The sequence below is a fragment of the Cognatiyoonia sp. IB215446 genome (assembly GCF_033963825.1).
GTDB lineage: Bacteria > Pseudomonadota > Alphaproteobacteria > Rhodobacterales > Rhodobacteraceae > Yoonia.
Genome location: NZ_JAXBMD010000006.1, coordinates 84,291 through 101,339, shown reverse-complemented (window position 1 = coordinate 101,339; position 17,049 = coordinate 84,291). Strand labels below are relative to the sequence as shown.

The following is a 17,049-nucleotide window of genomic DNA, read 5'->3' as shown; positions in this document are numbered from 1 at the left end:
TCGCGGTGGGGCGAAATCAACTCTCTGCCAATGCGCGGCTTTTTGGGACCATCGCGGTGGGCTCCGGCCAACAATCCGACAATACCTCAATCGCTTCGCGCAGCATCGGCACGCGGCGGGGGCGAAAGCTGTCATTGGTGATGCGCAAATCCTGCATCCGGTCGAGCCGGAAATTGCGATAAGCTTGCCGCAGATGACACCAGGCGATCAGGTTATGCGTCTCTTTGAGGAACACGATGCTGAGCGGATCAACCCGCCGGGTCGTGGCATTACCATTGGCATCGACATAAGCCATCTCAATCGTGCGTTCGTCCCATGTGGCCTGTCGCAAAGCGCGCACATCGACGGTTGGCATCGGCGGGCGCACGATACGGTCGGCGTAAAGGACCGCGTATTGCAGCCGATGTGCCTGTGCGCCGGGCAAGCGGGCCTGTAATTTGGCCAATGCGTTTTGCGCGGCCCCGGCCAATTGCGGGTCGGCAACGGCTTGCACCTCGCGCAGACCGAGCACAATCGCCTCAATCTCTTCGTCATCGAACATCATGGGTGGCAGTGCCGCATCTTCGGTCAGCGCATAGCCGTAGCCTGCCGTGCCATCGATGATCGCGCCAAGGCCGCGCAAAGCCTCAATGTCGCGATAAAGCGTGCGTAAGGACACCCCGGTATCGTCGGCCAGTTGCTGCGCGGTTACCGGCGGTGCATGGCGGCGCAGCGATTGCATGAGTTGAAAGAGGCGTGCGGTGCGGGACATGGAGTGACGATACCACTCCTGCCAGAAATTGACAGCACCACCTGCAATAAGGGCGCAAAGAACAGGAGCCCTTCATGATCACACTCATCACCTATCAGGCAGGTTTTGGCCAACTCAGTTTCAGCCCTTTCTGCGTCAAGGCGATGTGGCTGCTGCAGGCCGCTGGCGTTGATTGGAAACGCGAAGACAGCAATGACCCACGCAAATTTCCCTATGCCAAACTGCCCGCGATACGCACCCCGTCGGGTGTCATCGGTGACAGCCACAACATCCAGTCCTATCTCGAAAAGCAGGGCGCGGATTTCTGGGGTGAAGTCACGGATCGCGCCACTGGCCATGCCTTCATTCGGATGGCCGAAGAGCACATGTATTTCCATGTCTTGCTTGATCGGTGGGGCAATGATGAGATCTGGCCGATCATTCGCGAGAACTACTTCGCGGAAATCCCTGCAATTTTGCGCAAACCGATCACCGGCAGTTTTCGCAAGGCCCTTTTGAAAGCTCTGAAGACGCAAGGGCTTGGCCGTTTTAGCCAAGTCGAAAGGTTGCAACGCATTGAACCGGACCTCGCAGCCATCGCGGCGCGGCTCGGTGATCATGCTTATCTGATGGGTGATGAGATCAGCCTGCCGGATTATTCGGTTGCCGCGATGCTCTGCGCCGCTCTTGCATCACCCTTGCCGACGCCGTTCAGTGAGCGAGTGGCGAATGATGCCATACTTTCCGACTACGCCGCGCGCGTCGAAAACAGGATGAAGCCCGCATGATAAGGCCCTTTGCGAACGATCAGGTCAAAGCCGCTTTTGAGGCCTTTCCGCCGGACGGGTATGAGATGGGGATGATCCTGCGCGATCTGATCTTCAGCGTCGCCTGGGACACGCCCGAAGTAGGCCAGATCGAGGAAACGCTCAAATGGGGCCAGCCATCCTATCTGACGCCCGAGACAAAATCCGGGTCAACTCTGCGGATCGGGATGGCGAAGAATGGTGGTGCTGCTCTTTTCGCGCATTGTGCGACGGATATCATCAGCACCTATGCCAGTACCTTTCCCGGAACCGATCAGATCGAGGGGAACCGCGCGGTAATCTTCGCAACCCCCGACGACATCGTACCATTGCGGTTGCGTCTTCTGATTTACCATGCCTTGACCTATCATCTCAAACGCCCCTGATTGCAGGGTCAGTCAGGATTGCGGCGGCAGCATGTCGGGCGCGGTGCTGGAATAAGGCAGAGGTGTTATCTGCGGCGTCTTTTGACCTTGCGCGCTGTTTTTGCGGCTTTTTTGCGGGCTGAGCCGACTTTGCGGCGCGCGGGTTTGCCACGACCGCGAGATGGGCCACGGGGGATGGTGCGGTCCTCAAGCGTCAAAAGCTCAAGGATCAGACCACCCGTGACAGGCGCGGCCTCGGTCAGTTTGACACTCACCCGCTGGCCGAGGCCGATGATCATGCCCGTCTCGGCCCCCATCAGCGTTTGACTGTCCGGGTCATAATCAAAGTATTCGCGGCCCAGCGTGCGGATCGGGATCATCCCGTCGGCACCCGTTTCGTCCAGCCGAACGAAGACGCCGAATTTGGCGATCCCGCTGATGCGCCCGGTCAGCTCCGCGCCAACACGGTCGGCGAGAAATGCGGCCAGATAGCGGTCGGTCGTGTCACGTTCAGCGGCCATGGACCGACGCTCTGTATCGCTGATCAGCTTGGCCGTCTCGCGCAGGTTTTCCTTGTCCCAATCGCTCAGCCCGTCCGCATCCCAACCATGGGCGGCGATCAAGGCGCGGTGCACGATCAGGTCGGCGTAGCGGCGAATGGGCGATGTGAAATGGGCATAAGCCCGCAATGCCAGCCCGAAATGCCCAAAGTTTTCAGGGTTGTAATAGGCTTGCGTCATCGACCGCAACGTGGCCATGTTGATCAGTTCGTCATTCTCGGTCTCGGCAGCACTGGTCAGCAGCCGGTTCAGATGCGCGGTCTTCAGAACTTGCCCCTTGGCAAGGATGAGGCCGGAGGCCTGCGCCACCTCGCGCAACGCCTCCAGCTTCTCGGGGCTGGGTTCTTCGTGGACCCGGAACAGAAGCGGTGACCGTTTCGCGATGAGCGTTTCGGCTGCGGCGACATTGGCCAGCACCATGAATTCCTCGATCAACCGGTGCGCGTCGAGCCTGTCCTTGTATTTGACCGATGTGACCTGACCGCCCTGATCCAGCACAATCTCACGCTCCGGCAGGTCCAGTTCCAGCGGTTGGCGGGCGGCACGGGCCCTCATCAGTGCCGCGAAGGCGGCGTAGAGCGGATGAATGATATCATCCATCAGCGGTGCAACTCTGTCATTCGGGTCGCCATCGACCGCAGCCTGCACCTCCCTGTAATTCAGCGACGCGACAGACTTCATCAGCCCGCGATGGAAGGCGTGGTCGATCTTGTTACCTGCCGCATCGACGCGCATGGCGACAGCGAGACAAGGCCGCTCGACCCCTTCGTGGAGCGAACAGAGGTCACCCGATAGCCGGTCAGGCAGCATCGGCACGACGCGATCCGGGAAATAGGTGGAATTGCCGCGCTTGCGCGCCTCACGGTCCAGTGCCGATCCGGGTGTCACGTAATGCGCCACGTCCGCAATGGCGACCCAGATGATGAAGCCGTCTTTGTTTTTAGGGTCGCTATCGGCCACAACATAACAGGCGTCATCGTGATCCCGCGCGTCCCACGGATCAATGGTGATAAGCGGCAGGTGCCGCAAATCTTTGCGCTTGCCCAAAGCGACGGGTTTGGCGGCATCCGCCTCCACCACAACCTCATCAGGGAAATGATCTGGAATCCCGTGTTGGTGGATGGCGATCAGCGACACGGCGCGTGGTTCGGTCGGATCGCCTAAACGCGCAATTATGCGGGCCTTGGGCAGGCCCATGCGGCCCTTTGGTCCCGCCTGTTCCGCCTCAACCAATTCGCCATCCTTGGCGCCGTTAGTCGCGCCTGCAGCGATGGTCCACTGCTTGTCCGATCCCTTGTCGATGGGCATGACCCTACCGCCTTCTGATCCGGCGCGAAACACGCCCAGGATGCGTTGGGGGTTGGTCCCGATCCGGCGGATCATGCGGGCGCTGTGGGTGTGGCTTTCGGTCTTATCAACGGTCAGGCGGCCCAGGATGCGGTCACCGGCACCCAAAGCCGGATCGCTGGAGCGCAGCAGCATCAGAATGCGCGGCTCTGCCCCCGTGCCCTTCCATTCCAGAGGGCGGGCGAAAAGATCGCCGTCAGCGTCGGCCTCGACAATTTCCAGGACGGCGACCGGGGGCAGTTCTTCGGCATCGCGGTAGGAACTGCGTCGCTTAGCAAGCCGCCCCTCCTCCTGCAACTCGCGCAAGAGGCGCTTGAGATCGATCCGCGCAGCCCCCTTGATGCCAAAGGCTTTGGCGATGTCGCGTTTTGCCGTTTTCGTGGGATTTTCCGAGATCCAGGACAGGATTTCGGACTTTGAGGGGATCCGTGTCATGACCCCCGCCTAGCACGCCAATTCCTTTGAAGGAATTGGTCAAAAGCCTTCAAGGGCTTTTTACAAAGACTTTTTGTAAGAGTCTTCCTACAGCGCGAGAACCATATCCTGATGCGGAATGCCTGCGTCGTCGTAGAAGTCACCGACCGGCTCAAAACCGAGTTTCGCATAAAACCCGATTGCATGGTCCTGCGCGCCCAATTTGGCTCTTGTTACTGCTGGCAGCGTTCGCAGATGCGTAATGCCAGCTTCGACCAGAGCCTTCCCCAGACCCGTTCCCCTCTGATCCGGCAACACGCAGATACGACCGATTTTGCCGATCTGCCCGTCGATAAGAATTCGGGCCGTACCCACGGGGCGGCCATCGACGACGGCGAGCAGGTGCACCGCCTGGTCGTCAAGATCATCGATCTCATCGGCCTCGGCGATACCCTGCTCTTCGATAAAGACCGCGCGGCGCAGCGCAATACAGGGCGCGTAGTCCGAGACGACGCTGATCATGCGAAATATTCCCTCAGAATGTGCGTGTAGATCGCCTTCAGTTGATGGACATGCTCCACGGCCACACGCTCATCCACCTGATGCATGGTTTTGCCGACCAACCCGAATTCGACGACGGGGCAGTGATCCTTGACGAACCTTGCGTCCGAGGTGCCGCCAGAGGTCGAAAGCTCTGGCTTGCGTCCGGTTTCGGCTTCCACAGCGCTTGCAATTAAATCCGATAGGTCGCCCGGCGGTGTCACAAAGCTTTCACCCGATATCTTCACCCGCATCTCGACTCGGACGCCGAAATCCGCGGCGACCTTGTCCGCTTCCTCCTGCATCCAGGCGGTCAGGCTTGCCCCCGAATGCTGGTCGTTGAAGCGGATATTGACCGTCGCGCGGGTCTGCGCCGGGGTCACATTAGTCGCGGGATTTCCGGTATCAATCGTCAGAACCTGCAGGGATGAGGGATCGAAGTGATCGGTGCCCTGATCGAGCTCATGCGACGACAACACATCCATCAGCCGCGCCATGGCAGGCATCGGGTTTTTGGCGCGGTGCGGATAGGCGGAATGGCCCTGCACACCTGTCACTGTGAAGAAGGCGGTCATCGATCCACGCCGCCCGATTTTCATCGCCTCGCCCATCTCGTTGGGGCTGGTGGGTTCGCCGACCAGGCAAACCGACATCGCCTCGTTGTTGGCCTTCATCCAATCAAGCAATGCGGTGGTGCCGTCCAAGGCGTCGGCTTCTTCATCCCCAGTGATTGCCAGAATGACCGCGCCATCTGGCGGAGTCTCGGTCACGAAATCCACGGCAGCGGCGGCAAAGGCGGCCACGCCTGATTTCATATCCGTCGCGCCACGTCCATAAAGATAGCCGTCTTTGATCTCGGCCCCGAAAGGCGGCATCGTCCAGGCGTTTTCGTCGCCCAAGGGCACGACATCGGTATGACCGTTAAACCCGAAGGTGCGGTTCGCTCCTTGCCGGCCCCAGCGCGCGAAAAGGTTCGCAATCCCGCCGCGGTCCACCCTTGTGCAGGTGAAACCGGCCTTGGTCAGCACGGCCTCCAGCAGCACCAAAGCACCACCTTCGGCAGGCGTGATAGAGGGGCAGCGCACAAGATCTGCGGTCAGGGCCACGGGATCAATGGGGGTCATCGGTTATTCCTTCTTTGCGCCATGGCTAGCGGGAAGGGCGGGGGGATGCAATTTCGCATTGAAGTAGCGCAACTGCATTCCTGCTGCGCGTTCAGGCGATTGCCACTTTTGACGGCATTGATTGCTGTAGAACCGCAGTCCACCCCTTGCAATTGCCCGCGGTTCCCGCAACTTTACGCGCCAGAAAGACAACAACAGGGAACATGATATGAAACCGACAACCGCACTGACGGTCACGGCCGTTTTGCTGGCAACCACGGCACCTGTGAGCGCTGAGACGTTGCGCTGGGCGCGGTCCGGCGACGCATTGACGCTTGATCCGCATTCGCAGAACGAAGGCCCGACCCACACGATCCGCCACCAGATGTACGAACCGCTGATCATTCGCGATGTGACGGGTGCATTCGTCCCGACATTGGCGACCGATTGGGCGCCTTCGGCGAATGATCCGAATGTCTGGGTCTTTAACCTGCGCGAAGGCGTGACCTTCCACGACGGCGCGGCCTTCACGGCAGAAGACGTTGTCTTCAGCTTTCAACGCGCACAACAGCCCAATTCGGACATGAAAGAGCTGATCGGCTCGATTGTTGAGGTCCGCGCGGTTGATGATTTCACGGTTGAGATGGTCACGGACGGGCCCAACCCGATCCTGCCATCGAACCTGACCAACCTTTTCATCATGGACAAGGACTGGACCGAGGCGAACAATACCGTCGCGGTGCAGGACTTTGAGGGCGGTGAGATCACATACGCCACCACCAACGCGAACGGCACCGGCCCATACGTGTTGCAAAGCCGTGAGCCCGATGTCCGCACCGTGATGGTCCGCAACGACAACTACTGGGGCATTGATGAATTCCCCATGGAAGTGACCGAAATCGTCTACACCCCGATCCAGAACGCCGCGACGCGTGTCGCTGCCATGCTGTCGGGTGAAGTGGACTTTCTGCAGGACATGCCCGTGCAGGACCTTGACCGCGTGAATGCGGCAGATGGTCTGGTGGTCAAACAAACGCCACAGAACCGCGTCATCTTTTTCGGGATGAACCAGGGTGCTGACGACATCGAGGCTGACAACATTGACGGGGCCAACCCGCTTGCCGATCTGCGCGTGCGCCGGGCGATGTCGATGGCGATCAATCGCGAAGCGATCCAGCAGGTCGTGATGCGTGGGCAAAGCCAGCCTGCGGGCATGATCGCGCCGCCATTCGTCAACGGTTGGACGGCCGAGATGGATGCGGAATCGACCACGGATGTGGAAGGCGCCAAAGAGCTTTTGGCAGAGGCTGGGTATGCCGATGGTTTCTCCATCCGGCTCGACTGCCCGAATGACCGCTACATCAATGATGAAGGCATCTGTCAGGCTGCTGTGGGCATGCTGGGCCAGATCGGCATCACGGTGAACCTTGATGCCAAACCAAAGGCACAGCACTTCCCGCTGATCACCGATGGCAACACCGATTTCTACATGCTGGGCTGGGGTGTGCCGACCTACGATTCGGAATATGTGTTCAACTTCCTTGTCCATGGGCGCGAAAGCGATATCGGCACTTGGAACGGCACCGGCTATGACAATGATGAGCTGGACGCGAAAATCGCGTCACTTGCCTCAAACACGGATCTCGAGGCACGTAATGCAGATATTGCCGCAATCTGGCGTGTTGTGCAGGACGAACAGCTTTACATCCCCGTCCACCATCAAGTCCTGAACTGGGGGATGGCCGAAGGGTTCGGGATCGAAGTGGACCCCGAAGACCAGCCGAAGGTGAAATATTTCACTGTGAACTAAGGACGTTTGCCACTCTGAGTTCATTTCGCCATGTTGGCATGTCGCGCGGGCCCCGCGCGACATCGCCGTTTTAGCAAAGGAAACACCATGTCACGTTCGCTCTGCCTTGCAGCCTTGGTTACGGCACTGGCCCCTGCGGCATGGGCCGAGGAATTCACCTGGGCCCAGACCACCGACCCGCAAACCATGGACCCGCATGCGGTCAATTCAGCACCTGTGCTGGGTTTTCTGAATAATGTCTATGAGGGGCTTGTCCGGCGCGGGAAGGACATGACCATCGAGCCGGCCCTTGCCACATCGTGGGAGCCGATTGGCGATGGCGAAGGCTGGCGCTTCACCCTGCGTGAAGGCGTGACGTTCCATGACGGCAGTGCGTTCACGGCTGAAGACGTGCTGTTTTCCTATCAGCGCGCGTCTGACGAAGGCTCTGACACACGCAGCTGGTTCGCGCCCGTCTCGGAGGTCGTCGTCGTTGATGACTACACAATCGACATCATGACCAGCGCACCCAATCCGATCTTTCCGGGCTCTATTGCGAACTGGATGATCATGGATAGCGGCTGGGCCGCAGCGAACAACGCAACCCTGCCTGACAAGGAAGCGGGAAATTACGCGACATTGAACACCAATGGCACCGGGGCATTCCGCGTCACCGCGCGTGAGCCGGGTCTGCGCACCGTGTTGGAGCCGTTTGATGGCTGGTGGGGGGAGGTGGAACACAACATCACCCGTGCCGAACTGACGCCGATCCAGAACCCTGCAACAGCCGTTGCTGCCCTGCTATCCGGCGACGTGGATTTCATCAACCCGGTGCCCATTCAGGACGTCGCGCGTCTGCAGCAGGACGCCAATGTCGAAGTCATCCAGGGGATCGAGGCGCGCGTGATCATGCTGGGTTTCCCGCATGAGGCGGATACGCTGAAATTCTCGTCTGACGTGACCGACACCAACCCATTCGCCGATCCACGCGTGCGGCAGGCCGTGGCGCATGCGGTGAACGTCCCCGCCATCCTGCAAACCATCATGCGCGGCAATGCCGAAGAAGTAGCACAACTCGTCAGCCCCGCCATGCAGGGCTTTTCCGAAGCGCACGCGGCACGCCCTGCCTTTGACCCCGATTTGGCCCGGTCGCTCTTGGCCGAAGCAGGCTATCCCGATGGGTTCTCATTCGGGTTGAAATGCCCCAATGACCGGTATCTGAATGACGAGGCCGTGTGTCAGGCGGTGACCGGTATGCTGGCTCAGGTCGGCCTGCGTGCCACGCTGGATGCGATGCCGGTGCAGAATTACTGGCCCGAATTGCGTGCAGATAACTATGATATGTATCTGCTCGGCTGGTCGCCCGGCACGTTTGACGCGGAACATCCGATCCGGTTCCTCGCATCGACACCAAACGAGGAAAAGCGGCTGGGCAGCTGGAATTTCGGCGGCTACTCAAACGCACGCGTCGATGAATTGCTGCCAATGATCCAATCGGAATTGGACGACACAGTCCGTCAGGGCATGCTGGATGAGGTGGCTCAGATCCTGCAGGACGAGACGGCTTATGTACCGCTTTACGTGCAGCCTCTGGTCTGGGGAACACGCAGCAATATCGCACTCACGCAGCGCCCGGATAACTTCTTCCTGCTGCGCTGGGCCACGGTGAACTAAGCATGGTCAGGGGGCCACGGCCCCCAACCGCATAATCTGGGGGCGGCATGCTCGCATATATCATCCGGCGCATTGGGCAATCGGCCCTAGTCCTGCTGATCGTGGGGTTGGTGGCGTTTTCGATGTTTCGCTTCGTCGGCGACCCTATCGACAACATGCTGGGGCAGGAGCGGACGGCTGAGGATATCGAACGGCTGCGCGAACAGCTGGGCCTCGATCAGGGCTTTGCGGTTCAATACTACCGCTTCCTCGAAGGGGCGGTGCAGGGCAATTTCGGCGTCAGCTACCGGCAAGGGCGGCCCGTCGCCGAAATTCTGCTGGAACGCGCGCCTGCCACGCTGGAACTCGCCGCCGTCTCGGCCATTCTGGCGGTGATTTTTGGCATCGCGCTGGGTGTCTTCACCGCGATCCGCCGCAACGGGTTCACCGCCAATTTCATCATGTCCGCCTCCCTCATTGGCGTGTCACTGCCAACCTTTCTGATTGGCATCCTGCTGATCTACATCTTCTCGGTCGAACTCGGCTGGCTGCCCAGTTTCGGAAGGGGAGAGACCGTGGATATCGGCGGGTGGAGCACCGGGTTCCTCACCTCCTCAGGCCTGCAGGCGTTGATCCTGCCCGCGATCACGCTGGGCCTCTACCAGATGACGCTGATTATGCGGCTGGTGCGGTCCGAGATGCTGGAGGTGCTGCGACAGGATTACATCCGCTTCGCCCGCGCCCGTGGCCTGAAGGAACGCGCGATCAACTTCCGCCACGCGCTCAAAAACACAATGGTGCCCGTGATCACCGTGATCGGCCTGCAGCTTGGCGCGATCATCGCCTTCGCGATCATTACCGAGACGGTGTTCCAATGGCCCGGCGTGGGCCTCCTCTTCATCAACGCGATCCAGTTTGTCGATATTCCCGTGATGGCCGCATACCTCATGCTGATCTCGGTGATGTTCGTCGCGATCAACCTGATCGTGGATATCCTCTATTTCTTCATCGACCCGCGTCTGCGGGTTGACCGGGCCGGGGGCCACTGATGACTGACCTTTCCGAACAGATGGCACCCGCCAAGCCCATCCAGAAATCGCGCTTTCGTGTGTTTCTGGACAGCGACATCTACTATTCGTTCCGGCGCTCGCCCGTCGCAATGGTCTCGACCATCGTGGTTGCGATCCTTGTTTTTTCAGCGGTCCTTGCCCCGCTCATCGCCCCCACAAACCCGTTTGATCCGGCATCGCTGAACCTGATGAACGGCTTCACGGCCCCGATGGCGCCCAACGCGTTCACGGGCGAGAGCTTCCTGATGGGCACCGACGATCAGGGCCGCGATGTTTTCTCAACCATCCTCTACGGCATGCGGATATCGCTTTTTGTGGGCGTTGCTGCGGTGCTCTTTGCAATGGTCCTCGGGATCACGTTGGGCCTGATCTCGGGCTATTTTGGCGGCTGGCTGGATACGATCATCATGCGGACGGCAGATGTGCAACTGACCTTTCCATCGATCCTGGTGGCGATGCTGATCTTCGGGATTGCGAAGGGGTTCACCCCTGTCGAGTACCGCGACCAGATGGCGATCTGGGTGCTGATCATTGCCATTGGCCTCAGCGACTGGGTGCAGTTCGCCCGCGTCGTGCGGGGTGCCACGCTGGTTGAGAAGCGCAAGGAATATGTCGAGGCCGCGCGTCTGATTGGGCGTAAACCAACAGCGATCATGCTGCGACACATCCTGCCCAACGTGCTGTCGCCGGTGTTGGTCATCGCGACGATTTCGCTGGCGCTTGCCATCATTGCCGAAGCCACACTCAGTTTCCTAGGCGTTGGCGCGCCACCCACCCAGCCCAGCCTCGGTACGCTGATCCGCATAGGGCAGGGCTTCCTCTTCTCCGGCGAATGGTGGATCCTGCTATTCCCGGCGGTGACACTGTTGATGCTTGCGCTGAGCGTCAACCTGCTCGGCGACTGGCTGCGCGACGCGTTGAATCCGAGGTTGCGATGAAAGCTTTGGAAGCCGATTTAGTGAGCATCATTGATGACAATAACATCCTTGTCGCTTCGTTTGCGGGCAGTGATGGAACATACGCGACCGTGAGCAGGTGCATTTACTTTGACGAGCAGGATATCGCCTTGGGGTTTGACATTGCCCATTTCGAGATAAACGAACAGAGCCATGGAAACTACGGCGTCATCAAAGAAATTGATGTCAGCGATCATACAGTGCGAATAACGTATGATGCAAAGGGCCTTGGTTTTGAAAAAGAGGCATCGCCTTTTATCATTAGCGGCAAGGCGGTTACAGAAAAAATCACGGATATCCAGGCTGCGGTCACGCGCCTGCTAAGCCTTCGAAATGGGGAGGCGGATATCTGATGGCAACTGTCCTTTCCATCCGCAACCTCTCTGTCGAAATCCCGACCCGCACAGGGGTTGTGAAACCTGTGGATGGTGTCAGCTATGACATCCAGGCTGGCGAAATTCTCGGCGTTGTTGGCGAAAGCGGGGCGGGCAAGTCGATGGCGGGGAATGCTGTCATCGGGCTTTTGAACCCGCCAGCGCGCATTGCGAAGGGGGAAATCTGGCTGAATGGCACTCGCATTGATGCCTTGCAGGGAGAGGCGATGCGGCGCCTGCGAGGCAAAGACATCGGGATGGTGTTTCAGGACCCGCTGACCTCGCTCAATCCGCTGCTGTCCATCGGGGATCAGTTGACCGAGACGATGCTGACCCACCTTCGGATCAGCCGGTCGGAAGCTGAAAAGCGCGCTGTGGCCGCTTTGGAAGAAGTCGGCATTCCCGGTGCTGCCGAGCGGATCGACAGCTACCCGCATGAGTTCAGCGGCGGGATGCGCCAACGGGTTGTGATTGCGCTGGCCCTCTGTGCAGAACCATCGTTGATCATTGCTGATGAGCCCACCACGGCGCTTGATGTCTCCGTGCAGGCGCAGATCATTGCCTTGCTGAAGCGGCTCTGTCGGGAACGCGGCACGGCAGTGATGCTGATCACCCACGATATGGGCGTGATTGCCGAAGCAGCTGACCGTGTGGCAGTCATGTATGCCGGGCGATTGGCCGAGCTGGGCAATGTGCGCGATGTGCTGACCCAGCCGCAGCATCCTTATACGGCCGGGCTGATGGCCTCGACCCCGCTGGCCTCGGCGGGCAAGGCGCGGTTGCACCAGATCGAAGGGGCGATGCCGCGATTAGACAAAGTGCCCGAAGGCTGCGCCTTCCACCCGCGCTGCACATATGCGCAGGCCAAATGCCGCGCCGCCCCGGCTCCCCATATCTCGGATGCCCATGCCGCGTGCTGGTTTCCGCTGGTTGCTGAAAAGGTCTCCTGAATGTCGCTGATTTCGGTCAAGAACCTCAGTCGCGTCTTTGACGTGTCCAAACCCTGGCTGAACCGGATGATCGAGCGGCGGGAGAAGGCGTTTCTGACAGCCGTATCGGATGTAGATTTCGACGTGGCAGAGCGCACGACCTACGGCCTTGTCGGCGAAAGTGGATCGGGGAAGTCTACGATCGGGCGGATGCTGGTGGGGCTGCTCAATCCGTCGGGTGGGACGGTCGAGATCGAAGGCGTGAACCTTGCCACCGAGACCGATGCGGAAAAGGTGGATGCGGTCCGCTCTGACATTCAGATGATTTTTCAGGATCCCTTTGCCTCGCTGAACCCGCGTTGGCGGGTGCGGGACATCATTGTGGAACCAGTCGTCGCGCGGGGTGGTGATGCGACGGGATTGGCTGAAAAACTGCTAGAGCAAGTGGGATTGTCAGCGCTTGATGCGGGCAAGTTCCCGCATGAGTTTTCCGGGGGGCAAAGGCAGCGGATTTGTATTGCGCGGGCGCTTTCGTCGGAGCCGAAGCTGATCGTCTGTGATGAGCCAACATCGGCGCTGGATGTGTCGGTTCAGGCGCAGGTGCTGAACCTGATGAGCGATCTGAAAGAGAATTTCGGGCTGACATACGTGCTCATCAGCCACGATTTGACAGTGGTGCGGCATATGTCGGACCGGATCGGCGTGCTCTATCTGGGGCGGCTGGTCGAAGAGGCGGCACCGGACGACCTTTTCGACAATCCGCGCCATCCATACACGAAGATGCTGCTGGAGGCCGCGCCCAAGATGGACGGTTTCGGGCGCGAGGCGGAACTGCCGGAAGGCGAGATCCCCGACCCGATCAACCCGCCACCTGGCTGTGCGTTCCATCCACGCTGCCCAATTGCCTCGGATATCTGCAAGAAAGAGCGACCCGAGATGCGGACCCTGGGTGAAACCCGCGTGGCGTGTCACTTGGCGGAGGCTTAGGGCACGAACTCTTCTTCTCACTCGACCACGACTGCAACAAACCGCGTACGAACCGAGGGGTGGGCGAGAAGCGCCCGCCCCGTGGGGTCGGCTCGGGCGCTGCGCAAACGAAGTTTGCGCATTGGTCTGGGTGAAAGAACCGAAGTTGCCGGGTTCAAAGGCCAGCTATTAACCTGCCCTCTGCTGCTCCACATAGGCGCGCAGCTCTTCGGCCTCGCGCCGTGCTTCGCGCAAGCCGTCCATGGCCGCGCGCAGTTCTGCTTCTGTCTGGCTAAGCTGATTGGTCATCTCGGCCTCGCGCTGCTGCAGATAGGTAATCGCCTGATCGCGCGTCTCTTCAGCCTCATGCAGGGCCTGGGCCATCTTGTCCAATTCACCGACCTCTGCCTTGGTCACGCGCGTGAAACGGTTGACCAGCCAACTGGCAAACCAGCCCAGCATGAAGGCCACAAAAAGGATCACAGCGGTTGCAATGATGAATTCGGTTCTGTTCAACGTCTTGGCCTTTGTTATTCGCTGTCCGTCGCTTCGGTGTCGGCGGCTTCCTCAGCCAGCTCATCGAGCGCATTGGTATCCTCGGGCGCGGGTTCCGGCAGGATCAGGCTGAATTCGATGCGCCGGTTGGCCTCACGCCCTTCCTCGGTGCCGTTATCCGCAATCGGGTTTTCCTCACCATAACCGATTGCCTCAAACGTGGATACAGGCACGCGGCGGGCGCGCAGGGCGGTCAGCACCGCATTCGCGCGGTCTTGCGACAATTGCTGGTTCATGACCTCGCGCCCCTGACTATCGGTGTAGCCTGCCACGCGGATGCGCAGGTCGCCGCATTTCTGCAAGATCTCGGCAATATCATCGACCACAGGCTGCGTCGCCGCCGTCAGATCGGCTGAGCCGGGGTCAAACGTGATCTTGCGATTTTCCGTCACGACCTTGATCTGCTCGATACATTCCTCGGGCGTGGGGAGGCCCGCAATCGGATCAAGTTCCTCGACATAGGTGACACTGATCTCAAAATCCGCACCTTGCCCGAGTTTTTCGATCAAAAGGCGCGAGATTTCGGCGCTTGCCTCTTCATTGCCGGTATTGCCGCGCACCTCAAACGTGTCGGGTGTTACGACGACCGCACCATTCGAAAGCTCAGACAAAGCCTCGATGCCCGCAAGAACACGAATCGACCAGCCCGATGGCAGCCCCTCGACAACGCGCGTGCCCATGGTGATGTCGCGACCGCTAAACCGCGCATTGGCAAAGTTCTTGACGACCGTGTTCGTCACATCATCCGGCACGCGGCCCCGCACCTGTACTGCACCTTCGGGACTGAGCGTAGCGGTGAATTGCGGTGCCTCCTCTTCGCTCTCATCGGGGAGTTGCGGGAGCTCTGCGGTCAGGGCAAACGCCTCTGGCAAGGCGTTTTCAAGCTCACCCACCGCATTGTCGAAAGTGCGCTGGCCAGTGCCTATCGGGGCGATGAGTGTGATATCGGTGTCGGCAATCGTGACGGTTCCGCCGTCCAATGCGCCCAAAGTCGAGATGGTCATTGCGACCGTCTCACCCCAGGTCCGCGACGGGGCGCCAAGTGCCAGGGTGCAGTTCGCATCACCGGCAAATCCAACCTCGGTTGCCGCCGCCAGAATCATCTCGGCCGCATCAGCCGTGTCCGCCGCGCAGGCATCGAAACGGGCGCCGTCCTCGTCGATGATAAAGCGCGCGGTGAAGGGAGAGATGACGGGCCGCGGCGCGCTGATCTCAACCGCGGTTGAGACGTTTTCAGGCAGGTTGCGCGCTAGTGCTGCCTCTAACTCGCGCTTTTCGGCAGGGCTTTCGGAAATTGCGCTGATCGTGACTGTGTTGGCTTTGACCGAGATCTTCGACTTCGGCAGCATTTCGAGCGCCCGTAACGCATAGCTAAGTGCAGCGGGCCAGGTTTCCGGTGTCGGGTAATTCCCGACCTCAAGCAGGTCGGTCACTGGCTGGCCATCGGCGATGTCCTGAATGCGGTTCGCCAGTGCTTCACGATCTGCGGATGCGGGGATGAGGCCGATGATCGACACGCCGCTATTGTTGCGCAGGATTTCGATGGCGAATTCTGGTGGGGCGATCACCTCTGATTCGGTGACAGAGAGGTTATCGATCACCCGGCTTGCATCGACCATGCCACCAGCGGCCGAGATGGCGCGAAAGCGCACCGCTTCGGTGGGGGCCTCGCCCTCAAGGATTACCTGCAACCCGTCGCCAAGCACCGTCGCCCATTCATATCCTTGATCTACAAGGGTTTCCTGAACCGCAAGGACCGAGCGTTCCTCGACAACGGTCACCGTCGTGCGCGCGGCCGCGACGGACACGAAAGCGGCACCGACAAAGACGATCAGGCGAACAAGTAGGGCTGAAAGACGCATGCCATTCCACGTTTTTGGGTTCGCCTTGCATAGGCCCGTCAGCGCCCAGGTTCAATCACACGAAATAGGCAAGCGCGAAAAACGGCAAAGGGATTAGCCCCGCGTCACGGTTGGACTGGAATATGCGGAGCAGGCTGTCATTGTCGTCGGGGTTGAACTTCGCCAATTGCCAGGTGAGGTGCCAGCCCATAGCCCACGGCCCACCGATGGCGATGACCAGCGACAGGATGGAGCGTTCGTGGACGGCGAGCACAACCGCAAGCCCGAACAGGACTACGGTGATTGTCAGGAACAGCCGCAGCCAATCGCGGGACCGGTCGCCGAAAAGGCGTGCGGTGGATCTTACACCTATCAGCGCGTCGTCCTCGGCATCTTGATGGGCGTAGATCGTGTCGTAGAACAGCGTCCAGGCGATCCCCGCGAGGTAAAGCACGATGGGGACGGGGCCGATGCTGTTGGTATGCGCCGCCCAAGCCAGCAGCGCGCCCCAATTGAAGGCGAGCCCCAGAAAGGCCTGCGGCCACCAGGTGAACCGTTTGGCAAAGGGGTAGATGGCCACAGGGATCAGGGCCACGACGCCCAGGATGATCGCGGCGGGGCTGAACGTGATCAGGATGAAAAACGCAAGGATGGACTGCGCGATCATCCAGATCAGAGCTTGACGGACGGTAGCTTGACCAGCGGGAATGGGTCGCGACCTTGTGCGCTCAACCGCGCCGTCGATGTCTCTATCTGTGATGTCGTTCCATGTGCAGCCCGCGCCGCGCATCAAGAACGCGCCAATCCCGCAGCCCAAGGCGATCCAGAGATCATTGGGCCGCGCCGTATCTGTCGCCAGAATTGCCAGCGACAGACCCCACAGGCAAGGTGCCAAGAGCAGCCATGTGCCAATGGGACGATCCGCGCGGCTCAGCCGCAGAAAGGGCCGTGTCGCGGGTGGCGCAAAGCGGTCGACCCAGTTGCCTGCCACGGCGTCGGCGACGGCATCTGACGGCTCTGGCACTTCGGCATTCTCGGTCATATGGTCCGC

At 59.9% G+C, this 17,049-nt stretch carries 16 protein-coding genes; 9 read left to right on the top strand and 7 right to left on the bottom strand.

From position 1 onward, the window contains the following. Positions 1-16: 16 nt before the first annotated feature. Positions 17-751: a YafY family protein gene (locus tag SLH49_RS19075; RefSeq protein ID WP_320270757.1), complete on the bottom strand. Its 735-nt coding sequence runs from the start codon at positions 749-751 to the stop codon at positions 17-19. A gap of 74 nt (positions 752-825) precedes the next feature. Here SLH49_RS19075 and SLH49_RS19070 point away from each other — a divergent pair, with 74 nt between their 5' ends. Beyond that, positions 826-1,518, top strand: a complete 693-nt coding sequence (locus tag SLH49_RS19070; RefSeq protein WP_320270756.1) for a glutathione S-transferase family protein — start codon at positions 826-828, stop codon at positions 1,516-1,518. Further along, the gene (locus SLH49_RS19065) at positions 1,515-1,922 is read left to right on the top strand and encodes a DUF1801 domain-containing protein (protein WP_320270755.1); all 408 of its coding nucleotides are present in this window, start codon (positions 1,515-1,517) and stop codon (positions 1,920-1,922) included. Before SLH49_RS19070 ends, SLH49_RS19065 begins: the two co-directional genes overlap by 4 nt. A gap of 65 nt (positions 1,923-1,987) precedes the next feature. Here SLH49_RS19065 and rnr read toward each other — a convergent pair whose 3' ends face one another. The 3 genes from rnr to dapE all read right to left on the bottom strand — a co-directional run bounded on the left by rnr (position 1,988) and on the right by dapE (position 5,886). Then, positions 1,988-4,243 (bottom strand): ribonuclease R, encoded by a 2,256-nt coding sequence (rnr, locus tag SLH49_RS19060; RefSeq protein ID WP_320270754.1) that lies wholly within the window; start codon positions 4,241-4,243, stop codon positions 1,988-1,990. 87 nt (positions 4,244-4,330) lie between these two features. Continuing rightward, complete coding sequence (locus tag SLH49_RS19055; RefSeq protein ID WP_320270753.1) at positions 4,331-4,744, bottom strand: GNAT family N-acetyltransferase; 414 nt, start codon at positions 4,742-4,744, stop codon at positions 4,331-4,333. Beyond that, positions 4,741-5,886, bottom strand: coding sequence for a succinyl-diaminopimelate desuccinylase (dapE, locus tag SLH49_RS19050; protein WP_320270752.1), 1,146 nt, complete (start codon positions 5,884-5,886; stop codon positions 4,741-4,743). The genes SLH49_RS19055 and dapE overlap by 4 nt, the downstream gene beginning before the upstream one ends. 208 nt (positions 5,887-6,094) lie before the next feature. On the opposite strand from dapE, the gene SLH49_RS19045 reads away from it, so the two are divergent. The 7 genes from SLH49_RS19045 (at position 6,095) to SLH49_RS19015 (ending at position 13,623) form a co-directional block, all read left to right on the top strand. Then, positions 6,095-7,675: an ABC transporter substrate-binding protein gene (locus tag SLH49_RS19045; RefSeq protein WP_320270751.1), complete on the top strand. Its 1,581-nt coding sequence runs from the start codon at positions 6,095-6,097 to the stop codon at positions 7,673-7,675. A gap of 87 nt (positions 7,676-7,762) precedes the next feature. Next, on the top strand, positions 7,763-9,328 hold the full coding sequence (locus SLH49_RS19040; RefSeq protein WP_320270750.1) for an ABC transporter substrate-binding protein: 1,566 nt from the start codon (positions 7,763-7,765) through the stop codon (positions 9,326-9,328). 47 nt (positions 9,329-9,375) lie between these two features. Further along, entirely contained in the window at positions 9,376-10,356 is a 981-nt protein-coding gene (locus tag SLH49_RS19035) for an ABC transporter permease (protein ID WP_320270749.1), read from the top strand. Then, positions 10,356-11,315, top strand: a complete 960-nt coding sequence (locus SLH49_RS19030; RefSeq protein ID WP_320270748.1) for an ABC transporter permease — start codon at positions 10,356-10,358, stop codon at positions 11,313-11,315. The genes SLH49_RS19035 and SLH49_RS19030 overlap by 1 nt, the downstream gene beginning before the upstream one ends. Beyond that, complete coding sequence (locus tag SLH49_RS19025) at positions 11,312-11,686, top strand: Imm10 family immunity protein (protein WP_320270747.1); 375 nt, start codon at positions 11,312-11,314, stop codon at positions 11,684-11,686. Before SLH49_RS19030 ends, SLH49_RS19025 begins: the two co-directional genes overlap by 4 nt. Continuing rightward, the gene (locus SLH49_RS19020) at positions 11,683-12,657 is read left to right on the top strand and encodes an ABC transporter ATP-binding protein (RefSeq protein WP_320270812.1); all 975 of its coding nucleotides are present in this window, start codon (positions 11,683-11,685) and stop codon (positions 12,655-12,657) included. The genes SLH49_RS19025 and SLH49_RS19020 overlap by 4 nt, the downstream gene beginning before the upstream one ends. Beyond that, the gene (locus SLH49_RS19015) at positions 12,658-13,623 is read left to right on the top strand and encodes an ABC transporter ATP-binding protein (protein ID WP_320270746.1); all 966 of its coding nucleotides are present in this window, start codon (positions 12,658-12,660) and stop codon (positions 13,621-13,623) included. Positions 13,624-13,791: 168 nt separating this feature from the next. Here the strand turns inward: SLH49_RS19015 and SLH49_RS19010 are convergent, their stop codons facing one another. The 3 genes from SLH49_RS19010 to ubiA are packed head-to-tail and all read right to left on the bottom strand — an operon-like array spanning position 13,792 to position 17,040. Next, positions 13,792-14,118, bottom strand: a complete 327-nt coding sequence (locus SLH49_RS19010) for a hypothetical protein (protein WP_320241342.1) — start codon at positions 14,116-14,118, stop codon at positions 13,792-13,794. A 14-nt stretch (positions 14,119-14,132) separates the two neighbouring features. Next, positions 14,133-16,019 carry an OmpA family protein gene (locus tag SLH49_RS19005; RefSeq protein ID WP_320270745.1) on the bottom strand — a complete coding sequence of 629 codons (1,887 nt, stop codon included), beginning with the start codon at positions 16,017-16,019 and terminating at the stop codon, positions 14,133-14,135. Between the two features lie 55 nt (positions 16,020-16,074). Further along, positions 16,075-17,040 carry a 4-hydroxybenzoate octaprenyltransferase gene (gene ubiA / locus SLH49_RS19000; protein WP_320270744.1) on the bottom strand — a complete coding sequence of 322 codons (966 nt, stop codon included), beginning with the start codon at positions 17,038-17,040 and terminating at the stop codon, positions 16,075-16,077. Positions 17,041-17,049 lie beyond the last annotated feature (9 nt).

Coding starts and splice junctions, on each gene's coding strand:
- ubiA (WP_320270744.1), bottom strand. CDS start 17,040: ATGACCGAGAATGCCGAAGTGCCAGAGCCGTCAGATGCCGTCGCCGAC.
- dapE (WP_320270752.1), bottom strand. CDS start 5,886: ATGACCCCCATTGATCCCGTGGCCCTGACCGCAGATCTTGTGCGCTGC.
- SLH49_RS19015 (WP_320270746.1), top strand. CDS start 12,658: ATGTCGCTGATTTCGGTCAAGAACCTCAGTCGCGTCTTTGACGTGTCC.
- SLH49_RS19030 (WP_320270748.1), top strand. CDS start 10,356: ATGACTGACCTTTCCGAACAGATGGCACCCGCCAAGCCCATCCAGAAA.
- SLH49_RS19055 (WP_320270753.1), bottom strand. CDS start 4,744: ATGATCAGCGTCGTCTCGGACTACGCGCCCTGTATTGCGCTGCGCCGC.
- SLH49_RS19005 (WP_320270745.1), bottom strand. CDS start 16,019: ATGCGTCTTTCAGCCCTACTTGTTCGCCTGATCGTCTTTGTCGGTGCC.
- SLH49_RS19040 (WP_320270750.1), top strand. CDS start 7,763: ATGTCACGTTCGCTCTGCCTTGCAGCCTTGGTTACGGCACTGGCCCCT.
- rnr (WP_320270754.1), bottom strand. CDS start 4,243: ATGACACGGATCCCCTCAAAGTCCGAAATCCTGTCCTGGATCTCGGAA.
- SLH49_RS19065 (WP_320270755.1), top strand. CDS start 1,515: ATGATAAGGCCCTTTGCGAACGATCAGGTCAAAGCCGCTTTTGAGGCC.
- SLH49_RS19075 (WP_320270757.1), bottom strand. CDS start 751: ATGTCCCGCACCGCACGCCTCTTTCAACTCATGCAATCGCTGCGCCGC.
- SLH49_RS19025 (WP_320270747.1), top strand. CDS start 11,312: ATGAAAGCTTTGGAAGCCGATTTAGTGAGCATCATTGATGACAATAAC.
- SLH49_RS19045 (WP_320270751.1), top strand. CDS start 6,095: ATGAAACCGACAACCGCACTGACGGTCACGGCCGTTTTGCTGGCAACC.
- SLH49_RS19070 (WP_320270756.1), top strand. CDS start 826: ATGATCACACTCATCACCTATCAGGCAGGTTTTGGCCAACTCAGTTTC.
- SLH49_RS19035 (WP_320270749.1), top strand. CDS start 9,376: ATGCTCGCATATATCATCCGGCGCATTGGGCAATCGGCCCTAGTCCTG.